This is a genomic window from Pseudomonas nitroreducens (assembly GCF_014204515.1).
Taxonomy (GTDB): Bacteria; Pseudomonadota; Gammaproteobacteria; order Pseudomonadales; family Pseudomonadaceae; genus Pseudomonas; species Pseudomonas nitritireducens_A.
This window is the reverse complement of sequence record NZ_JACHLI010000024.1, coordinates 87,323-108,657: the sequence shown is the minus strand read 5'-3', so window position 1 is coordinate 108,657 and position 21,335 is coordinate 87,323. Positions and strand designations below refer to the sequence as shown.

The following is a 21,335-nucleotide window of genomic DNA, read 5'->3' as shown; positions in this document are numbered from 1 at the left end:
GGGTGAGGGCCAGCCACCGCGCCGAAACCGATCAACCCTTGATCAATCGACCCAGCCCATCCAGCAACCGCCCCAGCGCGCCCTGGTTAGCCTTCATCACGCCCAACCCTGCCTCGGCCATGCGCTGGGCAGCAACCGGCTCGTCCCACAGCGCCGCCACGGCCACCGCCAGCGAAGGCGCATCAGCCACTTCCCGCAACGCGCCAACCTCACGCAGTTGCGCCGCGATCTCGAGGAAGTTGAACAGATGCGGCCCGGACAGCACCGGCTTGCCCAGCGCCGCCGGCTCCAGCAGGTTATGCCCGCCATTGGGCACCAGGCTGCCACCGACGAAGGCCACGTCGGCCAGGGCATAGAGGAACAGCAACTCGCCCATGGTGTCGCCCAGCAGTACCTGGGTATCCGCAGTCACCCGCTCGCCGGTGGAGCGGCGCAGGGTGCGCAAGCCTTCGCGGGTGCACAGTTCGAACATCGGGTTGAAGCGTTCCGGGTGGCGCGGCACGAGGATCAGCAGCGCCTCCGGGTGTTTCTCCAGCAACTGGCGGTGGGCGGCGAGGATGATCTCGTCTTCCCCGGCATGGGTGCTGGCAGCGATCCACACCGGCCGCTGCTGCGCCTGCCATTCACCACGCAAGCTACCGGCGCGCGCCAGCAGCTCGGGATCGATGGTCAGGTCGAACTTGATCGAGCCGGTCACGCTCACGCAATCCGGGCGTGCGCCGAGCTGGCGGAAGCGCTCGGCTTCGGCCTCGGTCTGTACGGCGATCCAGCTCATCTCTTCCAGCATCGGCCGGGTCAGGCCGGCGAAACGAGCGTAGCCGCGCGCCGAGCGCTCGGATAGCCGCGCATTGGCCAGCGCCACCGGAATGCCGCGCTTGGCGCACTGATGGATGTGGTTGGGCCACAGCTCGGTTTCCATGATCACGCCCAGCACCGGCCGCGCGCGCTCGAGGAAGCGCGCCGCCGCCCAAGGCAGGTCGTAAGGCAGGTAGCAGTGCTGCACCTGGTCGCCGAACAGCGCGCGGATGCGCTCGGAGCCGGTGGGCGTCATGCAGGTGACGGTGATCGGCAGGCCGGGATGGCGCTGCATCAGCGCACGGATCATCGGCGCGGCGGCGATGCTCTCGCCCACCGACACCGCATGCACCCAGATGCCGCCAGGCTTGAGCGCCGGCAGGCCAATGGCGAAGCGCTCACCGACGCGCTGGGCATAGGCCGGCGCCTTGCGCGAACGCAGGAACAGGCGCAGCGCGACCAGCGGCAGGCCCAGGTGGAACAGCAGGGTATAGAGGGTCCGGTTCATGGCGGCGGAGAGTAGCAAATTCCCATTGCCAACCGCTGCACTGGCGCGCCCACGGGCACGGCTTTCGATCCCGTAGGAGCGGACTCTGTCCGCGATAGGCCACCGGCGCGCGCGGAAGCCATCGCGGACGGAGTCCGCTCCTACGCTAAGCCCCTCATACCGGCGTAGCGAGAGCGTAGGGCGAATAATCGTTCACGATTATTCGCCGGGCCGATGCGCAAGCTGGCGGATAACGCTGCTCGTTATTCGCCCTACAAGAGCGCTCAGACCGGTGAAGCGAGATGCTCGGCAAAGCACTCGCCCAGCCACTGCGCCGCCGGCCCCAGCGGCTCGTCGCGGCGCCAGACCAGTTCCACCACCAGCGGCGGCGGGGTCCAGTCGCTGGCCAGTTCCACCAGCAACGGCTGGTACGCCGGGTACTGCGCGACGTGGGTCGGCAACCAGGCCCAGCCGAGGTCGCGCATCAGCAGTTCGGCCATGGCGTAGAAGCTGTCGGCGCGCCACACCAGCGGGCTGATCTGCTCGCCGCCGGGGTAGTGGCTGTCCTGCGGGGCCATCAACAGCTGGCGATGCCGCGCCAGCTCGCGGCGGTCGGCGTAGTCGAGCCTGGCCAGCTCGTGGCCGGTGCCGCACACGGTGACCATCTCGATGGTGCCCAGGCGCTGGCGCTCCAGTTGCTCGGGCATGCCCTCGTGGTGGAACAGCAGGCCCAGATCGGCGCGGCGCTCCAGCAGCTTGCGCGCCACGTCACCCTGGGCGCCGCTGGCCAGTTGCACCTCCAGGGTGGGGAATTCCTGCGCCAGCGCCTGCAGGCCGGAAAGCACCGGCTGGTAGGGCATCGCCTCGTCCTGGGCCAGCCGCAGCAGTGGCTCGGTGCCGCGCACCAGCGCCAGCGCGCGGCTTTCCAGGCGCTCGCATTGGCGCAGCACTTCGCGGGCTTCATCCAGCAGCGCGCGACCCTCGGCGGTGAGCACCGGCTGGCGGCCGCTGCTGCGCTCGAACAGGGTCACCCCCAGGTCGCTCTCCAGCAGCGCGATGGACGAACTCACCGCCGACTGCACGCGCTGCAGCTGCCGCGCTGCCGCCGAGAAGGAAGATTGGTCGGCGACACTGACAAAGAGGCGCAACTGGTCCAGGTTCCACTGCATGGCTGACTCCGCAACCCATCTTCAAAACAGATAGGTAATGACTTTATCCCATCATCCAGCGGACTAGAATGCCCGGCAGAATCGAACGTCAGCTGCGTGTCGCTCATACCGAGCGGCGTGTCGTTCCGGGGAGCACCCACCATGCCCGGCTATCTCTACCTCGCCATTGCCATCGTCGCCGAAGTCGTCGCCACCGCGTCGCTCAAATCGGTCAAGGGCCTTTCCACGCCGCTGCCACTGGTGCTGGTGATCGTCGGCTATGCCATTTCCTTCTGGATGCTCACCCTGGTAGTGCGCAGCATCCCGGTAGGCATCGCCTACGCCATCTGGGCCGGCCTGGGCATCGTGCTGGTGAGCATCGCCGCACTGTTCCTCTATCAGCAGAAGCTCGACACCGCTGCCGTGCTGGGCATGTGCATGATCGTCAGCGGCGTGGTGGTGATCCAGCTGTTCTCCCGCACCGCCGGCCATTGAGCTAGCTCGGCCCTCTCCCGCCAACGGGAGAGAGTCCTGCCTCCGCTGCGTTTGCCTGCAGCTTGCAGCCTGCCGCTTGTAGCCGCCCCCAGGCGTTATACTGCGCCCTTCGTTTTTCCCTTCGAGGCGCTTTCATGTCCGAATCCCTGAGCACCGACATCCTCATCGTCGGCGGCGGCATCGCCGGTCTCTGGCTCAATGCCCGCCTGCGGCGCGCCGGCTTTTCCAGCGTGCTGGTGGAGAACAGCGCACTGGGCGGCGTGCAGAGCATGCGCTCGCAGGGGATCATCCATGGCGGCACCAAGTACGCGCTGCACGGCGCGCTGACCGGCGCCTCGGAAGCCATCGCCGACATGCCCGCACTGTGGCGCGACTGCCTGGCCGGCACCGGCGAGGTGGACCTGCGCGGCGTGCGCGTGCTCTCCGATGCCCACTACCTGTGGTCGCCCGGCGGCCTGGCCGGTAACCTCACCAGCTTCTTCGCCAGCAAGGCAGTGCGCAGCCGCGTCGCCCAGGTGAAGGGCGCCGACTTGCCACCCGCGCTGCAGGACAAGGCCTTCAAGGGCAAGGCCTATCGCCTCACCGAGCTGGTGCTGGACGTGCCCAGCCTGGTCGCCCGCCTGGCAGAACTGGCCGGTGACGGGCTGCTCGCAGGTGAACGCATCGAAGCGCTGCGTGAAGGCGACAAACTGGTCGGCCTGCGCGTCGACGGCCGCGAAATCCGCGCCCAGCGCGTGGTGCTCAGCGCCGGCGCCGGCAACGAGGCGCTGCTGCGCGAACTGGGCCTGGAGCGCCCGGAGATGCAGCGCCGCCCGCTGCACATGGTGCTGGTCACCGCACCGACCCTGAAACCGCTTTACGCCCATTGCCTGGGCGGCGGGCCGAAACCCCGTGTCACCGTGACCACCCACCCGCTGAGCAACGGCGACTGGGTCTGGTACCTGGGCGGTGACATCGCCGAAGCCGGCGGCGTGGCGCGCAACGAGGCCGAGCAGATCGCCGAGGCGCAGCGCGAGCTGCACAAGCTGGTGCCGTGGATCGACCTTTCCGCCGCCCGCTGGGCCACCCTGCGCGTGGACCGCGCCGAGCCCTCGCAGAACAACCTGCTGCGCCCGGACAGCGCCTTCCTCGCCGAGGACGGCGCGCTGCTGGTCGGCTGGCCGACCAAGCTGGCCCTGGCGCCGAACTTCGCCGATCGCGTGCTGGAGTCGCTGGAGAAGAGCGGTATTCGCCCGCAGGCAAGCGCCGCCCTGCCCGACCTGCCACGCCCGGCCATGGCCCGTCCGGTCTGGGAGGAACTGCTCGGATGAAAACCCTGCACCACCTGCACCGCCCGCTGGGCAGCACCGGCCTGAACGTTTCGCCGCTGGGCCTGGGCACCGTCAAGCTCGGCCGCGACCAGGGCGTGAAGTACCCCGCCGGCTTCCGCATCCCCGATGACCGCGAGGCCGCCGACCTGATCGCCCTGGCCCGCGACCTGGGCATCAACCTGATCGACACCGCCCCGGCCTACGGCCGCAGCGAAGAGCGCCTCGGCCCGCTGCTGCGCGGCCAGCGCGATGCGTGGGTGATCGTCAGCAAGACCGGCGAGGAATTCGTCGGCGGCCAGTCGCAGTTCGACTTCAGCGCTGCCCACACACGGCGCTCGGTGGAACGCAGCCTGCAGCGCCTGGAGACCGACTACATCGACCTGGTGCTGGTGCATTCGGACGGCAACGACCTGGACATCCTGCGCGGCACCGAGGTCTACGCGACCCTGGAGCGCCTGAAGGACGAAGGCCTGATCCGCGGCTTCGGCTTCTCCGGCAAGACCGCCGACGGCGGCCTGCTGGCCCTGGAGCGCGGCGACTGCGCGATGGTCACCTACAACCTCAACGAACAGGCGGAGAAGCCGGTGATCGACCATGCCCAGGCCCGCGGCCGCGGCATCCTGATCAAGAAGGCCCTGGCCAGCGGCCACGCTACCCTCGCTCCCGGCGTCGATCCGGTGCGCGCCAGTTTCGAGCTGGTGCTGGGTCATCCGGGTGTCGCCAGCGCCATTGTCGGCACCATCAATCCGCTGCACCTGGCGCACAACGTGAACATCGCCGCCGAGGTCCTCGACCGCTGATCGGCGGTCATGTGACGTACGCATTCCTGTGCCATGCTCCAACTCCCCCGGCGAAATCGGCGGGGGCACAGAAACTGTCGCCAGCCGGTGATTCCCACGCAAAAGCCTCGGAATCATCAAGCCTTTCAGGGAAAAATCCGGAAATCCTTTTGATTTTCGATGACACCAGGATGGGTGTCAGGCTGTCTAGGTTGTAGCGACCCCGTAATTGAACGATCGGCCGGACCGTCCCCACCAGACGGTCAGCGTTCGCGTCGGCGTCGCCTGCCAGTTGTCACTGGAAGATGACGCGCCAGCGCAACCCGGCGCCCTGTCCGACGCCCTGTACGAGAAGGAAGCCCACATGCCCCGTACGCTCGCCCGCAAGGACCCGACCGCCTTCAAGACCCTGCCGCTGCTGGTGGAAGCCACACCGGAAGGTCTCACCTACCAGACCCTCGGCAAGCCCCTGAACTTCGCCCAGGTCCTGGAAAAACGCCGCCCTATCGAAACCAGCGAAACCGAACGCTTCACCACCGAACTGGCGAACCTCGGCGTTTCGGTGCGCCTGACCCTGCATTACCAGGGCCGCGACCACTGGATCCTGGTGCGCCAGCGCCGTGAGGACCGTGGCGATACGGTGCTCAAGCTGATTTCCGGCTACGTGCCGGCCCACGAACTGAACCTGCCGCTGCTCACCGCGATCCAGGAAGTGGCCGAGGAATGCCTGGTGGAAACCGCCGACGGCTGGCTCGGCGGTCGCTTCGGCGACACCTGGCTGCCGACGCCCTACGAGGGCATCCTGCGCTACCGCGAGAGCAGCCATTTCTCCCTGACCCCGCTGTCGGGCGCCGCGCGCCCGGTGCAGGCCGGCGCCCTGCGCCTGCTGGAGCGCCCCGAGGCCTACGTGCACCTGCCGACCGCCTCGCTGCAACTGGTCTACGACCTGCGCATGGAGCTGCCCAAGGATGCCCGTGAGGTCAGCCTGTTCCATGTCGACGAGAAACTCGAAAGCGGCCCGCTGGTGGCACGGCTGGACCGCCGCCGCCCGGACATCTACCTGCTGCCGCTGGACCAGGGCCTGCCGACCGGCGAGCTGTTCACCCTGAGCAAGGGCGAGCTGTGCAAGGCCAGCACCCGTGGCCTGTGGCTGTCGGAAAGCTTCGCCGGCCAGGATGGCTGGCTGGTGCGCGAGGAACGCATCCGCTTCCGCGACTGGATGGAGCAGTGGCCGCCCGCCGCCGGCAATGCCGGCAGCGGGCGGCGCACGGCCTGAGGCCGTCGATCCAGCCGGTCTCGCACCTGGATCAGAACCGTAGGGCGCATAACCTGGAACAGGTTATGCGCCGGCTGCTGTTCGGCGGATAACGCTGGCGCGTTATGCGCCCTACGAGTCGGGCAGGGCCTGTAGGAGCGAGCTTGCTCGCGAACAACGTCAACCGGGCACTCTGGGGTTGGGCGGTTCGCGAGCAAGCTCGCTCCTACGAAAAGCCCTCCCGGTTTACTTCAACTGGCTGGAGCTCTTGCCCTGAACCGTAGGGCGCATAACCTGGAACAGGTTATCCGCCGGCTGCTGTGCGGCGGATAACGCTGGTGCGTTATGCGCCCTACGAGTCGGGCAGGACCTGTAGGAGCGAGGGGGACGCCTAGTTCTTGCTCGCGAACAAAGCCAACCGGGCACTCTGGAGTTGGGCGGTTCGCGAGCAAGCTCGCTCCTACGAAAAGCCCTCCCGGTTTACTTCAACTGGCTGGAGCTCTTGCCCAGAACCGTAGGGCGCATAACCTGGAACAGGTTATCCGCCGGCTGCTGTGCGGCGGATAACGCTGGCGCGTTATGCGCCCTACGGGTCGGGCAGGACCTGTAGGAGCGAGGGGGACGCCTAGTTCTTGCTCGCGAACAAAGCCAACCGGGCACTCTGGAGTTGGGCGGTTCGCGAGCAAGCTCGCTCCTACGAAAAGCTCTCCCGGTTTACTTCAACTGGCTGGAGCTCTTGCCCAGCAGGCGCCGCGCCACGATCAGCAGCTGGATCTGCTGGGTGCCCTCGAAGATGTCGAGGATCTTCGAATCCCGCGCCCATTTCTCCAGCAGCTCCTCTTCCCCATAGCCCAGCGCGCCGGCCAGTTCGACGCATTTCAGCGTCACCTCGTTGGCCACCCGCCCGGCCTTGGCCTTGGCGATGGAAGCCTCCTTGGAGTTGGGCAGGCGATTGTCGGCCATCCAGGCGGCCTTCAAGGTCAGCAGGCGCGCGGCCTCCCATTCGGCTTCCAGGCGGTACAGCGTCGCCTCGGCATGGCTGGCGCTGAGCAGCGGCTGGCGATAGTCGAAGCGGCAGCCGGCCTTCTTCAGCAGCTCGCGGGTGCGGTCCAGCGAGGCCTTGGCCACGCCGATGGCCATGGCGGCCACCAGCGGGCGGGTGTTGTCGAAGGTTTCCATCACCCCGGCAAAGCCCTTCTGCACGTCGATCTCGGCATTGCCCAGCAGATTGGCGGCCGGCACCCGGCAGTCGCTGAAGCTGATGGAGGCGGTATCGGAAGCCTTGATGCCGAGCTTCTTCTCCAGGCGGGTGACGGTCATCCCCGGCGTACCCTTCTCCACCACGAAGGACTTGATCGCCGCGCGACCCAGACCCTTGTCCAGGGTCGCCCAGACCACCACCGCATCGGCGCGGGCGCCGGAGGTGACGAAGATCTTCTCGCCGTTGAGCCGGTAGTGATCGCCATCCTTCGTGGCGGTCGTGCGGATCGCCGCCGAGTCCGAGCCGCAGCCCGGTTCGGTGATGGCCATCGCCGCCCAAGTTCCGGAGAAGCGCTTGAGCTGCTCCTCATTGGCCACAGCGGCAATGGCGGCGTTGCCCAGCCCCTGGCGCGGCATGGCCAGCAGCAGGCCGGTGTCGCCCCAGCACATTTCCATCACGCCCAGGCAGGCGGACAGGTTGCCGCCGTTCTTCACGCCCTCCTCGGCTCCGGCCTTGCGCTTGCTGGCGGAGGTGGCACCGACGGCGTCCGGCGAGCCGGCGTTCATGCCGTCCAGCAGCGCGGCGAGCAGGTCCAGCTCCTTGGGATAGGCGTGCTCGGCCTTGTCGTACTTGCGCGAGATCGGCCGCAGGTAGTTCTCCGCCACCTGGCGGGCCTGGTTCTGCAGGGTGCGGAATTTCTTCGGCGTTTCGAGGTACATGCAAGGCTCCTTACAGGTGCAGCCCGCCAGCCATCAGGCTGACGGCGCGCAGGTCGCGGTACCAGCGCTCGGCCGGATGTTCCTGGGTGAAACCATGGCCGCCGAGCAGTTGCACCGCGTCGGTGCCGATCTTCATCGCCTTCTCGGCGCAGAGCAGCTTCGCGAGATAAGCCTCGCGGTGGAACGCCTGGCCGCGCTCGGCCAGCGCGCAGGCGCGCCAGACCATCAGGCGCATGGCGTCCAGCTCGACGGCGATGTCCGCGACCATGAAGGCCACGCCCTGGCGATGGCTGATCGGCTCGCCGAAAGCCTCGCGTTCGTTGCAGTAGGTGATCACGTAGTCCAGCGCAGCCTGCCCGGTGCCTACGGCCAGCGCACACCAGGCCAGTGCGGTGTAATCGAGGAAGGCCGGGTAATCGAATCGCTCCGCCGCCAGCCGCTGTTCGGCCGGAACCTTCACGCCCTTGAAGCGAACCCGTGCCGTGCCGGTGGCCTTCAGGCCCATGGCCGGCTCGGCGCGCACCTCGACACCCTTGGCGCGGGTGTCGACGAGGAACAGCGCCGGACCGTCGCCGGCATCCGCCGCGACAATCAGCTTCTGCGCATCCACTCCGCGCACCACCAGGCACTTCTCGCCGGACAGCGTGTAGCTCGACCCGCGCCTGCGCGCCTTGGTGGACAGGCGCTGCGGGTCAGCGAGCAGTTGCGGCTCGTTCACTGCGATGGCGATCAGCGGCGCCGCTTCTTCGCCGACGAAGGCCGGCAGCCAGCGCGCTTGTTGTTCCGAAGAGGCCCAGCGACGAATGCAGTTGGCTGACGACAGCGGCACCAGTAGCGCAGCGGCCAGGCTCAGGTCGCCACGGGCCAGGGCTTCGGCGATCAGCGCATTGCTCACCACGGTACGCTCGCCGGCCATGCCGCCGTGCACTTCGCTGACGCCGTAGTGGGTCAGGCCCAGTTCCTGCGCCTGGGCCAGCAATTCCAGACTCAGGCTGGCCTTGGCGTCAGCCTCATGGGCGGCCGGGCGCAACACTTCCGAGGCGAAGCCTTCGAGCATCTCCACCACCATCTGCTGCTCGTCGGACAGGGACAGGTCGAACAGTCCGTCCGGGTCGGCCTTGCGTGGGGTCTTGGGCTGTTTGGCGGCGCGTTCGCTGGCCAGCCGGAAGCCGGTACGGCTGCCGCTGTAGAGCAGGCGTTCGAAGGGTTTGCGCAGCTTGAGTCGGTCCGGCCAGTCGGCCTGGGCGACACGGTTGAGCACGGCCAGGGCACGGCCCTGCACGTCGGTGGTCATGGCATCTCGCTCCGCGGAGGGTGGATGCCCCGATCATGCGCTGCGAAATGCTGCCGGGACCATGACCGCTTTGCCGGCGGTCACTGGCAGAGCGGTCACTGGTTCGGCTTCAAGCTGCAGGCTGCAGGCGGAAGCTCGCTCTTGCCTGCCGCCTACAGCTTGCCGCCTGAAGCCGCTCTATTGCGGATCTTCTCGACGATGGCGGTGGTCGAGCTGTTCTCCACCAGGCCCAGCACACGGACTTCGCCGCCGTAGGCCTTGACGATATCGGCACCGACTACCTGCTCGACACCGTAGTCGCCGCCCTTCACCAGCACGTCCGGGCGGACTTCGCTGAGCAGGCGCTCGGGGGTGTCTTCGGCGAAGCTGACAACCCAGTCCACCGCGCCGAGGCCGGCGAGCACGGCCATGCGCCGGTCGACGCTGTTGATCGGGCGACCCGGGCCTTTCAGGCGGGTCACCGAGCCGTCGTCGTTGACCCCGACGATCAGGCGGTCGCCCTGGGCGCGTGCCTGTTCCAGGTAGGTCACGTGGCCGGCGTGGAGGATGTCGAAGCAGCCGTTGGTGAAGACGATCTTCTCGCCATGGGCGCGGGCGTCCTCGATGGCCAGCAGCAGCTGGTCGAGGCTCAGCACGCCACGCTCGGAGCCCTGCTCGCGCTGCACGGCGCGGCGCAGTTCCGGGGCGCTGATGGCGGCGGTGCCGAGCTTGCCGACGACGATGCCGGCGGCCAGGTTGGCCAGGGCCACGGCTTGCGGCAGGTCCTCACCGGCGGCGATGGCGCCGGCCAGGGTGGAAATCACCGTGTCGCCGGCACCGGTGACGTCGAACACTTCGCGGGCACGGGCCGGCAGGTGCAGGGCGCTGTGGCCGGGACGCAGCAGGGTCATGCCGTGCTCGCCACGGGTGACCAGCAGCGCACCGAGCTCCAGCTCGGTCATCAGCTGCTGGCCCTTGGCGACCAGATCGGCCTCGTCGGTGCAGCGACCGACGATGGCTTCGAATTCGGAGAGGTTCGGGGTGATCAGGCTGGCGCCGCGGTAGATGGCGAAGTCCTTGCCCTTGGGGTCGGCCAGCACCGGGATGCCGCGCTGGCGGGCAGCCTGGATCAGCGCCTGGTGGTTCTTCAGCGCGCCCTTGCCATAGTCGGAGAGCACCAGCACGCGGACCTGGTCCAGCAGCGCCTCGACGTCGGCGGACAGGGCCACGGCGTCGGTACGGAAGGCTTCCTCGAAGTCCACGCGCAGCAGTTGCTGGTGGCGGCTCATGACCCGCAGCTTGACGATGGTCGGCTGGCCGGCGATGCGCTGGAAGCGGGTGGTCACGCCTACCGCCTGCAGGCTGTCGCTCAGGCTGTCGGCGGCTTCGTCGACGCCGGTGACGCCGACCAGGAAGGCCGGGGCGCCCAGGGCAGCGAGATTCAGCGCGACGTTGGCGGCGCCACCGGGGCGGTCCTCATGCTGCTCGACCCGCACCACGGGCACCGGTGCCTCGGGCGAGATGCGCGAGGTCGCGCCGTGCCAGTAGCGGTCGAGCATCACGTCGCCGACTACTAGAACGGGGGCCTGGTCGAATCGGGGCATGGTCAATTTCATGGGAACTCCGCAGGTCGAAATCGCCGCGGATAATACCATAGCCGCCCAGTGCGACTTGCGCCGAACACCGGGCAGTCACGGCATCCGTCAGGGGACCTTGCGCACCCAGAACAGCTCGTGGCGACGCACGGCCTTGCGGAAGAATTCGTCGTCGCCGGTGGCCGGCCACTGGCGCCCGGCAAGCACGCGCTGGATCAGCCGGCGCAGGCGCTTCTTGCCGGTCAGAGGGGTCTGCAGATCATGCTGCAGGGCCAGTGCCTGGGCCTTGTCGATGCGCGTTTCGGCATCCAGCACCGGGCTCCACAGCGGGTCGGCCGGCAATGCCTCGATACAAGGAGGCAGGGCGATGCCACCGTCGGCCGGGCCCATGGGCCAGCGATCGTTGTCATGCAGGTGGTTGGCGTAGAGCAGCAGGGACTGCGGCTTCCAGCTGCTGCGCTGGATGGCCTCCAGCGTCGCACGGGTGGCGTGCACGTGGTCGGCGTGGGGGTCCAGCTCCGGGTGCGCGGTGAGGATCACTTCCGGGCGGATGCGTTCGATCAGCGCGGTGAGGTCAGCCACCAGGTTCAGCCAGGTCGGCGCGCCGTCGGCATCCGCCGGCAGCGCGAAGGCATTCAGGTTGCGCGCGCTGCGGATATCGATATCGCCGGACTCCTTCGAGCCGAAGGCCTGGCTCGGCTCGGCGGCCATCGCCGGCAGTTGCAGGCAGAAGTAGCCCAGCTGCACGCAGCGTTCGGTGGGAACGCCGCCCCAGAGCGGTGCGGCAATGCTGTCCCAGGTGCGCAGGCGGCCCTTGAGCTTGGCCGCGGCGGCCTGGCCCAGGCCCAGGCGCTGGTAGTGCTCGGCTTCGATCTCGCCCTGGGTCAGGGTGGCGATCCAGGCCTCGGGGCAACGGCTGTACTGGCCGAAAGCGGCCAGCTCGGCATCGTCGGCGTGGGGCGCGATGATCAGCAGGCGCTGCTGGGCGTAATCGGGATTGTCGAAGGCGTGCAGCACGCCCTGCTGCGCCAGCCGGCAATGACGGCTGCGGATGATCAACTGGCCGGCACGCAGCGCCGCGCCCTGGCCGGAGAGGTTGATGTAGCGCTTGCCGCTGACGCCGCGTTCGAAGTCCTGGCGGTCGTTCTCGACGCCCTCGATCAGCACCTGCGGGTCGAGCCAGCGACCGAGCAGCGAGGCCTTCACCTCGATCTCCAGCACCAGCGTTTCCTCGCTGGGCGGCAGCGCGCCGCTGGCAACGTGCAACCCGTGCGCGCCAAGGGACACCGGCAGCGCCAGGGAACCTTCGGGGAAGTCGTAGCGGTAGTCGTCGCGCGGCGAATAGAACAGGTGGTCGGCGAACCAGGCTTCGTGGGCGACCCAGCCCAGCAGCACGGCCAGCGGCACACTCCACCAGGGCGCGAAGATGCCCAGCAGGACCAGCGCCAGCAGGGCGACGAGCAGCACCACGCGCTTCTTGCGGCGGTGCTGTTTGAGCAGCTGTTGTTTACGCCCGGTCATGGTGGTTCTCCCTCAAGGCCAATCGCGGACACAGTCCGCTCCTACAGTTTTCGGGAATTCCGGCAGCTGCTTTTCGTAGGATGGGTGGAGCTTGCGATACCCATCAGCCTTGTCTGCCGGGCTTGCGATGGGTATCGCTTCGCTCCACGCCATCCTACGGTCGCCGCTTGCGCATCAGACCTGGAACACCGGCACGCGGTGGCACCAGCGGTCCTTGTACTCGCGGTCGGCGCGGCCGAAGGAATAGCGCAGCGGCTTGCCCAGCGCCTCGGCGTCGGCCCAGGCTTCCTGGGTATTGACGAAGCTGAGCACGCTGCCGGGGCTGAATTCGCGGTTCTCCGGAGCCACGCCGCCGTTGATGTACTCGACACTGACCCATTTGGGCGCCTCGACCCGATAGAGAATCTGGATCGCCACCGGCTCGCCGTCCAGGCGTACCAGCGAGCCACGCATGAAGTCGCGCATCAGGCTGAAGACTTCGGCCAGTCGCGCCTTGCCGGGGACTTCGAATTCCCAGCGGCGCTGGAACAGGTCAGCGTAGATGCGCGCCTGTTCCTCGGGACTCAGCTCGCTCATCGGCTGCAGCACGCCGCCCGCCTCTTCCAGCAGACGCTGTTCGCGGCGCTGGTTGTAGCGGAACTTCTTCGAGAAATCGGCCGGAGCGCGGTTCATCGCCAGTTGTTCGGGCTGTTCGCGCGCGTCGCTGACCTGCTCGCGGTTGAGCTCGGAGAGGTAGCGCACCTGATGGCGCAGCTCGATGCGCGCGCCTTCGGCGATCGGCAGGATGATCTCGGCGTTGCCCAGGTCGAATAGCGCCTTCTTGCCCTCGCGCTTGAGCACGTCCTTGGACAGTGCCAGGTGACGCCCCCAGGTCGGCACGGCGGCGCGCAGCTCGTCGCCTTCGAACCAGCCCAGGTAGCGCACCGGGATACCGGCCAGATGGGCCAGGCGCTCGACCACCTCGGGGTGGGTGGCGACGCTGCCGCCCAGGCGTTGCCAGGCGGCGGCATAATCGGCGGCGGCGATGGGCGTCCAGCCACGCTCGCGGAAGGCTCGCAGACGGTTCAGCATGCCGTGGGGTTCCGCTCCAGCGTCATACCGGCTGCTCGGCCGATGCCGCTTTCTCGCCGTCGACCGGATCGTCGGCGAACTGGCGGGCGTGCAGGCGGGCGTAGTAGCCGTTCTGCGCGATCAGTTCGTCGTGGGAGCCGCGCTCGACGATGTGGCCCTGGTCCATCACCAGGATCAGGTCCGCGGCCTCGATGGTGCTCAGGCGGTGGGCGATGACCAGGGTGGTGCGGCCTTCCATGACCTTCTCCAGGGCAGCCTGGATGTGTCGCTCGGATTCGGTGTCCAGCGCCGAGGTGGCCTCGTCGAGGATCAGCACCGGGGCATCCTTGAGCAGCGCGCGGGCAATCGCCAGGCGCTGGCGCTGGCCGCCGGAGAGCATCACGCCGTTCTCGCCGACCTCGGTGTCGAAGCCTTCGGGCAGGCGGTCGATGAACTCGCGGGCGAAGGCGTCATCCGCCGCCTTTTCCACCGCTTCGCGGGGCTTGCTGGCCAGGTCGCCGTAGGCAATGTTGTTGAGCACGCTGTCGTTGAACAGGTTGACCTGCTGGGTGACCAGGGCGATGTGCTGGCGCAGGTTGCGCAGCTTGTAGCCCTCGACATCGACGCCATCGAGCAGGATCTGCCCGTCGCTGTGGGCGTAGAAGCGCGGGATGAGGTTGGCCAGGGTCGACTTGCCGCTGCCCGAGCGCCCCACCAGCGCCACCATCTGACCCGGTTCGACGGTGAAGTTGAGGTCGTTGAGCACCTGCTTCTCGGTGCCCGGATAGGTGAAGCTGAGGTTCTTCACTTCCAGGCGGCCGCTGACGCGATCGCGCTCGACGCTGCCGTTGTCCACTTCCTGCGGCTGGTCGAGCTGCTCGAAGATGCTCTCCGCGCCGGCCACGCCCTTCTGGATGGTCGAGCTGACTTCCGACAGCTGGCGGATCGGCTTGGGCAGCAGGCCGGCCATGGAGATGTAGGCGACCAGTTCACCGGCGGTGGCGTCGCCGCGCAGCAGCAGGACCAGATACAGCAGCACGGCCATGGCGCTGTAGATCACCAGCTGCAGCATCGGCGTGTAGACCGCCGAGGTCTTGTTCATGCGCAGGTTGCGCTTGGTGTTGTCGGTGCTCACCTTGAGGAAGCGCTTGCTCTCGTAAGGCTCGCCGCCGAAGCTGCGGACCACGCGGTAGCCGTGGATGGTTTCGGAAGCGACGTGGGTGACGTCGCCCATTGCCACCTGGATCTTCTTGCTCTGCTTGCGGAACTTGCGGCTGGCGCTGGTCACCATCACCGCGATGACCGGCAGGATCGCCAGCATCACCAGGGTCAGCTTCCAGTTCATGTACAGCAGCGAGGCAAACAGGAAGACCACCGTCATGCCTTCGCGGATCACCACCTTGATGGCGTCGGTGGCGGCGCCGGTGACCATGGTCACGTTGAAGGTGATGCGCGAGATCAGGTGGCCGGAGTTGTGCCGGTCGAAATAGCGGTTGGGCAGGGTCAGCAGGTTGTTGAACAGTTCCACGCGCAGGTCGTGGACCAGCCCGAGGGAGACCTTGGCCAGGAAGTAGTTGCCGAGGAACGAGCCGATGCCCTGCCAGACCGCGATCAATACCACCAGCAGCGGTACCGCGTAGAGCAGTTCCAGGTCGCGCAGCCAGGCCCAGGGGGCGTCAGGAAAGAGCGCGGCGTCCGGGTTGGTCAGGCCGTCGACGAAATACTTGAGGATGCCGGCAAGCATCGGCTGGGTGGCCGCGAAGATCAGGAAACCGACGATGCTCAGTGCAAACAGACCCGCGTAGGGGCGCACGTAGGAGAGCAGGCGGAAATAGATCTTGACGCTGGACACCGGCTGGGCGCTCCGGGGAGAATCACTCATGAAGTGCAAGCTGCCTTGTCGTAAGAAGACTGCGGATAATACCACCGCCGTCCCACTCCATGTTGCCCCCAGGTCTGACAGTCTGTCCCGATGAACGCCCTCGACGATTCCACCTACCTCTCACTCGTCGACGGCGCCCAGGTCATCGAACGCGATCCCCATGGCGACAAGGTCCTGCAACTGCGCGACGGCAGCTTCCTCAAGCTGTTCCGGCGCAAGCGCCTGCTTTCCACCGCGCTGCTCTCGCCGCCGGAGAAACGCTTCCAGAACAATTGCGAAGCCCTGGCAGCCAAGGGCATCCCCTGCCCGCAACCGCTGCGCACCTACCATTTCCCCGAGATTGAGCGCACCGCGGTGCGCTACCAGCCGCTGCCCGGCCATACGCTGCGCAGCTACATCCCGACCCAGGAAGCGGAGCGCCAGCTGGCGATGCTGCGCGAGCTGGCGGCGTTCATCGCGCGCCTGCACGACCTGGGCATCTATTTCCGCTCGCTGCACCTGGGCAACGTGATCCTCACGCCGTCCGGCGAATACGGCCTGATCGACCTGTCGGACCTGCGGACCCGTTCGGCGCCCTTGTCCCGTGCCCTGCGAAAACGTAATTTCAAGCACTTGCTGCGCTACAAGAAGGACCTCGCCCTGATCCGCAAGCTGGGTCTGGCGGCCTTCTTCGAGCTTTATAACAAGAACGCCACGACGCCCCTGGACAGCCACGACCTTATCGCCGAATACGACGGTTCCAGGGCGTAACCAGACAACGGGAGCCCGCCTCCACCCAGATCAGGGAATGTCCGAAATGAGCGAAACAATGAAGATCTTCGTCGGATGCGATCCGAACGACTGCGATCTTGAACAGATGATGGTGCTCGAGTACAGCCTGCGCAAACACGCCAGCCAGCCGCTCGAAATCCACTGGATGCAACTGTCCCACGACCCGCAGAGCTTCTGGTATTCCGATCCTGCCAAGCAGCAGGGCTGGCGCAGCGACGACTGGACCACGCCCTTCTCCGGCTTCCGCTGGAGCATCCCGGCGTTCTGCCAGTTCGAGGGCCGGGCGATCTACATGGACGCCGACGTGGTGATCCTCAGTGACATCGCCGAGCTGTGGAACACTCCCTTCGAGCCGGGCAAGATCGTCATGGCCAAGGGCGGCGAGGAATCCTGGCGTTTCTGCGTGTCGATGTGGGACTGCGCCGCAGCCAGGGAGCACCTGCCGCCGCTTGAGCAGATCCGCAGCGATCGCAAGGCGCACCACAAGCTGCGCGACTATTTCCGCGATCACACCCAGCTGATCCAGGCGTTCGACACCCAGTTCAACAACATCGATGGCGAAGGCCATCCGATCGACGCCATCAAGATCCTGCACTACTCGGATATCGGCACGCAGCTATCGCACAAGCACTCGTTCAAGCGCCTGGAAAGCCATGGCGAGAAGCACTGGTTCGACGGTGCGGTGTTCGATCACCCGCGCAAGGACCTGATCGAGCTGTTCGACCGCTACCTGGCCGAAGCCCAGGCCGCCGGCTATTCGCTGGACAGCTACCAGGTGAAGCAGCGCTTCGGCACCATCACCAAGGCGTCGCAGAAGAACTACAAGGGCAACGACGTCACCCGTGGCAAGAAGGGCGGCGGCCTGCTCAGCCGTCTGTTCGGCCGCTGATCGTCCGGGCCGTCACCTGGCGTGACGGCCCCTCCCCTCAGGCCGGGCGGTCGACCTTGTGCTGGGTCGCCACCGCCAGGCAACCGGCCATCGGCAGCCAGAACCACATCCACACCAGGTTCGGCGCCGCCACGAAGAAGTGCAGCTCGACGGTCATCACCACCGCCGCCGCCACCATCACCGAGAACCACAGCCGCGCGAACTGCGAGTGCGCCTTCCAGGCGCCGCGGATGCACGCCGCCATCGCCAGCAGCATGCTGAACAAGCCGACCAGGCCGAACTGGTAGAGCACTTCCATGTACAGGCTGTGCGGGTTGCGCACGACCTGTCCGGTGGACAGGGTGACCTTGCCCAGCTCGGTGTGCGAGCCATGGCCGAACCACCAGGCCTCGCCAATGCGCTCGAACACCACCCGCCAGATCTCGTCGCGATGGGTCAGGCCGCGCGAGCCGAACTCGTAGACCACCTGCTCGAAGGCGAACACCAGCACGGCGATACCGGCCAGCACGGCCAGGCCGACGGCGAAGACGCGCTGGCGCCCCTCGGTCATGCACAGCACGAGCACGCCAGCGCCCATCAGGCCGGCAACCCAGGCCGAACGGGCAAAGGTGAAGTAGAGGTAGGTGAACAGCACCGCAGAGCACACCAGCCAGAGCGTGCGCAGCGCCCAGTGACGGACCCGCAGCAGCAGCCACACGGCAACGATGAAGCAGAACGCATAGTGCATGCCCGCCTCGATGGTGATGCCGAAATCGGCGATGCCGGGGATACCGGAGTCCTTGATGTTCATCATCCGGTAGCTGACATCGAACTGCCCCATGAGCGCCTTGTTGACCAGCGAGAAGCCGGCGAATGCGGCGCCGGACAGGGCGTCGAGCCCGAGCACGAACAGCCACGGCCGGCTTTCGCGGCCGCCCATGACCATCACCACCCAGGTGAAGAACAGGATCACCAGCAACTGCTTCACCGAGCTCGGCGAGTCGGTGAGGATCGAGTTGAGCAGCAACCCCACCCAGAACACCAGGTAGAGCAGGAATGCCGCCGTGGCCAGCCGCGCGCGCTCGCGGAACAGTTCCAGCGACAGGAAGATCACCGCCAGGAAGGCGCCCAGGCGAATGCTCTTCAGCCAGTCACCGTTTTCCGTCGGCCACCAGAAGCGCCCCACCACCAGCATGCTCAGCGTGACGACCGCGAAGGCCAGTCCCACCAGTTTCAACCAATCCGACCGTCTTTCGAGTTGCATAACACCACGCTGGCAAGTCAGTGAGCAGCGGCAGTCCGTACCGCCGCCGAAGATTAGAGCTGGATGACGGTGACTGCGGAAGCGCGCGTCCACTCGCGCTCGAAGTCCCAGGCATGGCCGTCCCAGAACGAGCCCCCCTCATCGGAGAAACCGACCAGGATGATCTCGTAGTCCGCCTGCTTGAGACGCTTCACGTAGTCGAAGAACGCCACGGCGTAGAAGCCGGTGGAAGGCCCGCCACGAGTCGGCAGGCGCTCGTAGGGATAGCCTTCCAGGGCCGGGAACGGCTGCCGCAGGGGCAGGAACGAAGCGCCCCGGTGCGATGCCGGCAGGGACTCGGCCTCACCGCCCAGCAGCACGCTGTGGAAGCGCGAGTTGAACCAGGGGAACAGGCGCAGCCAGCCCTTGTAGGGGAAGCCGAAGTAGCCGCCCTTGCGGTAGTTGTGCCGATGAATGAACAGGTTGTGCCACTGGCGGCGCAACAGCGTGCGATTGCGGCACTTGTTGAAGCTCACCACCAGGTCGTCCGCGGTCAGGGCCAGCGCCTCGAGGTGCTCGCGGGTGATCGCCGGATTGTTCGCCAGCAGGATCACCCGGCGCGACGCCGTGATCCGCGCCAGCAGCTGCGGTGAAAGCCGCTCGAGGGATTGTTGTGCAGCAGCCAGCATTCAGGACCGATCCTTCAACATCGTGGCGATATCGTCCGCCGTGTAGAGCCTGGCAATGACCTGGTCGTTGCCACCCTGCTTGAGGTTCGAACTGTACAGGGCGATGTCCTGGGTTCCCGGCACGCTGAGGAAATGCTCGTCGCTGTCGGAAATCTGCCGCACCTTCACCCCCGAGCGCAGGGCCTGCCAGTGCAGCCAGATGTCATCGGCCCTGGGCGTCACCTGGACGAATGCCTCCCCCTCGCGCTTGAGCACCTGCTGCAGCGCTGCCGGATAGAGGACGCCAGAAACACCGATGGCGAAATTGCGCACGCTGGGAGCCTTGTCCAATTGCGTCGTCCAGCCGTGATAGGGCTGGATCACGCCGCCTTCGATGCCGACCTGCTTGGCCATGTAGCAGACCACCTGCTCGGGGGTCTGCCGATGAGCCGCCTGCAGCCCTGCCAGCCAGTCGCCGGGATAGAGCACATCGTCATCGGCGGTGACCAGCGGCGCGCCGATTCTCTCACCCTGGACATACGGAAAGTATTTCTTGTGCGGTCCGTAATTATTGCAGCGCTTTACTTCCAGCCCCCGCGCCTGCAGGCGCCGCAGTGGCGCCGGGAGGTCGGCCAGGGTCTTCTCTTCATCGACCCAGAGAATCAGCCGCGACGGCAGCAGGCGGCCAGCCGCGATGGACTCCAGGGTGACATGCACCTTGCGCAGCCGGGTCGAATAGCTCGTCAGCGAGACCACGGGGCCGCCCTCGGCCACGACCCTGCGCCGGCCCAGGCGATTGGCCAGGGCGTAGCGCAGCAACAGCCACTGGCGCTGCAGGCGGGTGCGGTACTTGCGGAACCTGCGGGCGAGCTTCGAGCCCTCCGAGCGACGCCCCATCAGACGTCCTTCTCCAGCGAATCACCGCGGCCCACGGCGAAATAGAGCAGGCCGGCGGCGCGTACTTCGTCCGGGTTGTAGAGGTTGCGCCCGTCGACGATCACCGGGCGGCGCAGGGTCCTGGCCAGCCAGGCAAAGTCCACCGCGCGGAATTCCTTCCACTCGGTGCAGATCACCAGGACGTCCGCGCCTTCCAGCACCGCTTCGCGGCTGCCGACCAGCTCCAGGTCGGCCCGCTCGCCGTACACCCGGCCGATCTCGTGGGAGGCCACCGGATCGTAGGCGCGCACGCGCGCGCCGCGCTCCCAGAGCGCCTCCATCAGCACGCGGCTGGGTGCCTCGCGGATATCATCGGTGTTGGGCTTGAACGCCAGCCCCCAGATGCCCACGGTCAGCCCGCCGAGCTCACCATCGAAAGCCTGGAGCAGCTTGCGCAGCAGCACGTGTTTCTGCCGGTCGTTGACCCGCTCCACCGCCCGCAGCAGCTCGGCGTCGTAACCGATCTCGCTGGCAGTGCGCTCCAGCGCCTGTACATCCTTCGGGAAACAGGAGCCGCCGTAGCCACAACCGGGATAGATGAAGTGATAGCCGATGCGCGGATCGGAACCGATCCCCAGGCGCACCTGCTCGACGTCGGCGCCCACGCGTTCGGCGATGTTGGCGATCTCGTTCATGAAGCTGATCTTGGTCGCCAGCATGGCATTGGCGGCGTACTTGGTCAGTTCCGAGGCGCGCACGCCCATGAAGAACAGCTTGTCGTGGTTGCGGTTGTAGGGCGCGTAGCACTCGCGCATCAGCGTCCGCACTTCCTCCGAATCGGTACCGACGACGATGCGCGGGCCGCGGGTGAAGTCTTCGATCGCCGCGCCTTCCTTGAGGAATTCGGGGTTCGAGCAGACATCGAAGCGGACTTCGGCGCCACGCTTGCGCTGCTCCTCGAGCACCGCCGCGCGGACCTTGTCGGCAGTGCCGACCGGTACGGTGGACTTGTTCACCACCACCTTGTAGCCGTCGATGTGCTGGCCGATGGTGCGCGCCACATTGAGCACGTAGGTCAGGTCGGCGGAGCCGTTCTCGTCCGGCGGCGTGCCGACGGCGATGAATAGCAGCGTGCCGAAGGCGATCGCCTCGGCCGCGTCTTCGGTGAAGCGAATGCGACCGGCGGCCAGGTTGTTGCGCACCATGACGTCCAGGCCCGGCTCGTAGATCGGGATCTGCCCCTGGCAGAGCATCTGCGTGCGCTCGCTGTTGGTATCGACGCAGATCACCTGGTGACCGGCATCCGCCAGGCAGGCCCCCGTCACCAGACCGACGTAACCGCTTCCGAAAATCGTGATCTTCATGCTCAGACCCTGCTGTTGCGGGGCCGCCACCCGCG

18 protein-coding genes are annotated in these 21,335 nt (G+C 66.9%); 6 read left to right on the top strand and 12 right to left on the bottom strand.

Annotated elements, in window-relative coordinates:
- Positions 1-31: 31 nt before the first annotated feature.
- Positions 32-1,303: a lipid IV(A) 3-deoxy-D-manno-octulosonic acid transferase gene (gene waaA / locus HNP46_RS24925; RefSeq protein ID WP_184594350.1), complete on the bottom strand. Its 1,272-nt coding sequence runs from the start codon at positions 1,301-1,303 to the stop codon at positions 32-34.
- 263 nt (positions 1,304-1,566) lie between these two features.
- Complete coding sequence (locus tag HNP46_RS24920) at positions 1,567-2,451, bottom strand: LysR family transcriptional regulator (RefSeq protein ID WP_184594348.1); 885 nt, start codon at positions 2,449-2,451, stop codon at positions 1,567-1,569.
- 141 nt (positions 2,452-2,592) lie between these two features.
- Between HNP46_RS24920 and HNP46_RS24915 the strand changes: the two genes are divergently transcribed.
- From HNP46_RS24915 to HNP46_RS24900, 4 genes are all read left to right on the top strand, one after another.
- On the top strand, positions 2,593-2,925 hold the full coding sequence (locus tag HNP46_RS24915) for a DMT family transporter (protein WP_184594346.1): 333 nt from the start codon (positions 2,593-2,595) through the stop codon (positions 2,923-2,925).
- 134 nt (positions 2,926-3,059) lie between these two features.
- Positions 3,060-4,235 (top strand): NAD(P)/FAD-dependent oxidoreductase, encoded by a 1,176-nt coding sequence (locus HNP46_RS24910; protein ID WP_184594344.1) that lies wholly within the window; start codon positions 3,060-3,062, stop codon positions 4,233-4,235.
- Positions 4,232-5,035 carry an aldo/keto reductase gene (locus tag HNP46_RS24905; protein WP_184594342.1) on the top strand — a complete coding sequence of 268 codons (804 nt, stop codon included), beginning with the start codon at positions 4,232-4,234 and terminating at the stop codon, positions 5,033-5,035. Before HNP46_RS24910 ends, HNP46_RS24905 begins: the two co-directional genes overlap by 4 nt.
- Positions 5,036-5,378: 343 nt before the next feature.
- Positions 5,379-6,290, top strand: coding sequence for a metal ABC transporter ATPase (locus tag HNP46_RS24900; RefSeq protein ID WP_184594368.1), 912 nt, complete (start codon positions 5,379-5,381; stop codon positions 6,288-6,290).
- A gap of 693 nt (positions 6,291-6,983) precedes the next feature.
- On the opposite strand, the gene HNP46_RS24895 is transcribed toward HNP46_RS24900, so the two are convergent.
- The 6 genes from HNP46_RS24895 to msbA all read right to left on the bottom strand — a co-directional run bounded on the left by HNP46_RS24895 (position 6,984) and on the right by msbA (position 15,510).
- Positions 6,984-8,189, bottom strand: a complete 1,206-nt coding sequence (locus tag HNP46_RS24895) for an acyl-CoA dehydrogenase family protein (RefSeq protein WP_184594340.1) — start codon at positions 8,187-8,189, stop codon at positions 6,984-6,986.
- A gap of 10 nt (positions 8,190-8,199) precedes the next feature.
- Positions 8,200-9,483, bottom strand: a complete 1,284-nt coding sequence (locus HNP46_RS24890; protein ID WP_184594338.1) for an acyl-CoA dehydrogenase family protein — start codon at positions 9,481-9,483, stop codon at positions 8,200-8,202.
- A gap of 152 nt (positions 9,484-9,635) precedes the next feature.
- Positions 9,636-11,078, bottom strand: coding sequence for a bifunctional D-glycero-beta-D-manno-heptose-7-phosphate kinase/D-glycero-beta-D-manno-heptose 1-phosphate adenylyltransferase HldE (gene hldE, locus HNP46_RS24885; protein ID WP_184594336.1), 1,443 nt, complete (start codon positions 11,076-11,078; stop codon positions 9,636-9,638).
- An 87-nt stretch (positions 11,079-11,165) separates the two neighbouring features.
- Positions 11,166-12,578 (bottom strand): PIG-L deacetylase family protein, encoded by a 1,413-nt coding sequence (locus tag HNP46_RS24880; protein WP_184594334.1) that lies wholly within the window; start codon positions 12,576-12,578, stop codon positions 11,166-11,168.
- A 174-nt stretch (positions 12,579-12,752) separates the two neighbouring features.
- Complete coding sequence (locus HNP46_RS24875; protein WP_184594332.1) at positions 12,753-13,649, bottom strand: GNAT family N-acetyltransferase; 897 nt, start codon at positions 13,647-13,649, stop codon at positions 12,753-12,755.
- Positions 13,650-13,671: 22 nt separating this feature from the next.
- Positions 13,672-15,510, bottom strand: coding sequence for a lipid A export permease/ATP-binding protein MsbA (msbA, locus tag HNP46_RS24870; protein ID WP_184594330.1), 1,839 nt, complete (start codon positions 15,508-15,510; stop codon positions 13,672-13,674).
- 90 nt (positions 15,511-15,600) lie between these two features.
- On the opposite strand from msbA, the gene HNP46_RS24865 reads away from it, so the two are divergent.
- Complete coding sequence (locus tag HNP46_RS24865; RefSeq protein WP_184594328.1) at positions 15,601-16,260, top strand: phosphotransferase; 660 nt, start codon at positions 15,601-15,603, stop codon at positions 16,258-16,260.
- 46 nt (positions 16,261-16,306) lie between these two features.
- On the top strand, positions 16,307-17,170 hold the full coding sequence (locus tag HNP46_RS24860) for a glycosyltransferase (RefSeq protein WP_184594326.1): 864 nt from the start codon (positions 16,307-16,309) through the stop codon (positions 17,168-17,170).
- A gap of 37 nt (positions 17,171-17,207) precedes the next feature.
- Here HNP46_RS24860 and HNP46_RS24855 read toward each other — a convergent pair whose 3' ends face one another.
- From HNP46_RS24855 to HNP46_RS24840, 4 genes are all read right to left on the bottom strand, one after another.
- On the bottom strand, positions 17,208-18,377 hold the full coding sequence (locus HNP46_RS24855; protein WP_311771839.1) for an O-antigen ligase family protein: 1,170 nt from the start codon (positions 18,375-18,377) through the stop codon (positions 17,208-17,210).
- A gap of 89 nt (positions 18,378-18,466) precedes the next feature.
- A complete protein-coding gene (locus HNP46_RS24850) occupies positions 18,467-19,081 on the bottom strand; it encodes a hypothetical protein (protein ID WP_184594322.1) in 615 nt (204 codons plus the stop codon).
- The gene (locus HNP46_RS24845) at positions 19,082-19,957 is read right to left on the bottom strand and encodes a hypothetical protein (RefSeq protein ID WP_260403255.1); all 876 of its coding nucleotides are present in this window, start codon (positions 19,955-19,957) and stop codon (positions 19,082-19,084) included.
- Positions 19,957-21,300 carry a UDP-glucose dehydrogenase family protein gene (locus HNP46_RS24840; RefSeq protein ID WP_184594320.1) on the bottom strand — a complete coding sequence of 448 codons (1,344 nt, stop codon included), beginning with the start codon at positions 21,298-21,300 and terminating at the stop codon, positions 19,957-19,959. The genes HNP46_RS24845 and HNP46_RS24840 overlap by 1 nt, the downstream gene beginning before the upstream one ends.
- Positions 21,301-21,335 lie beyond the last annotated feature (35 nt).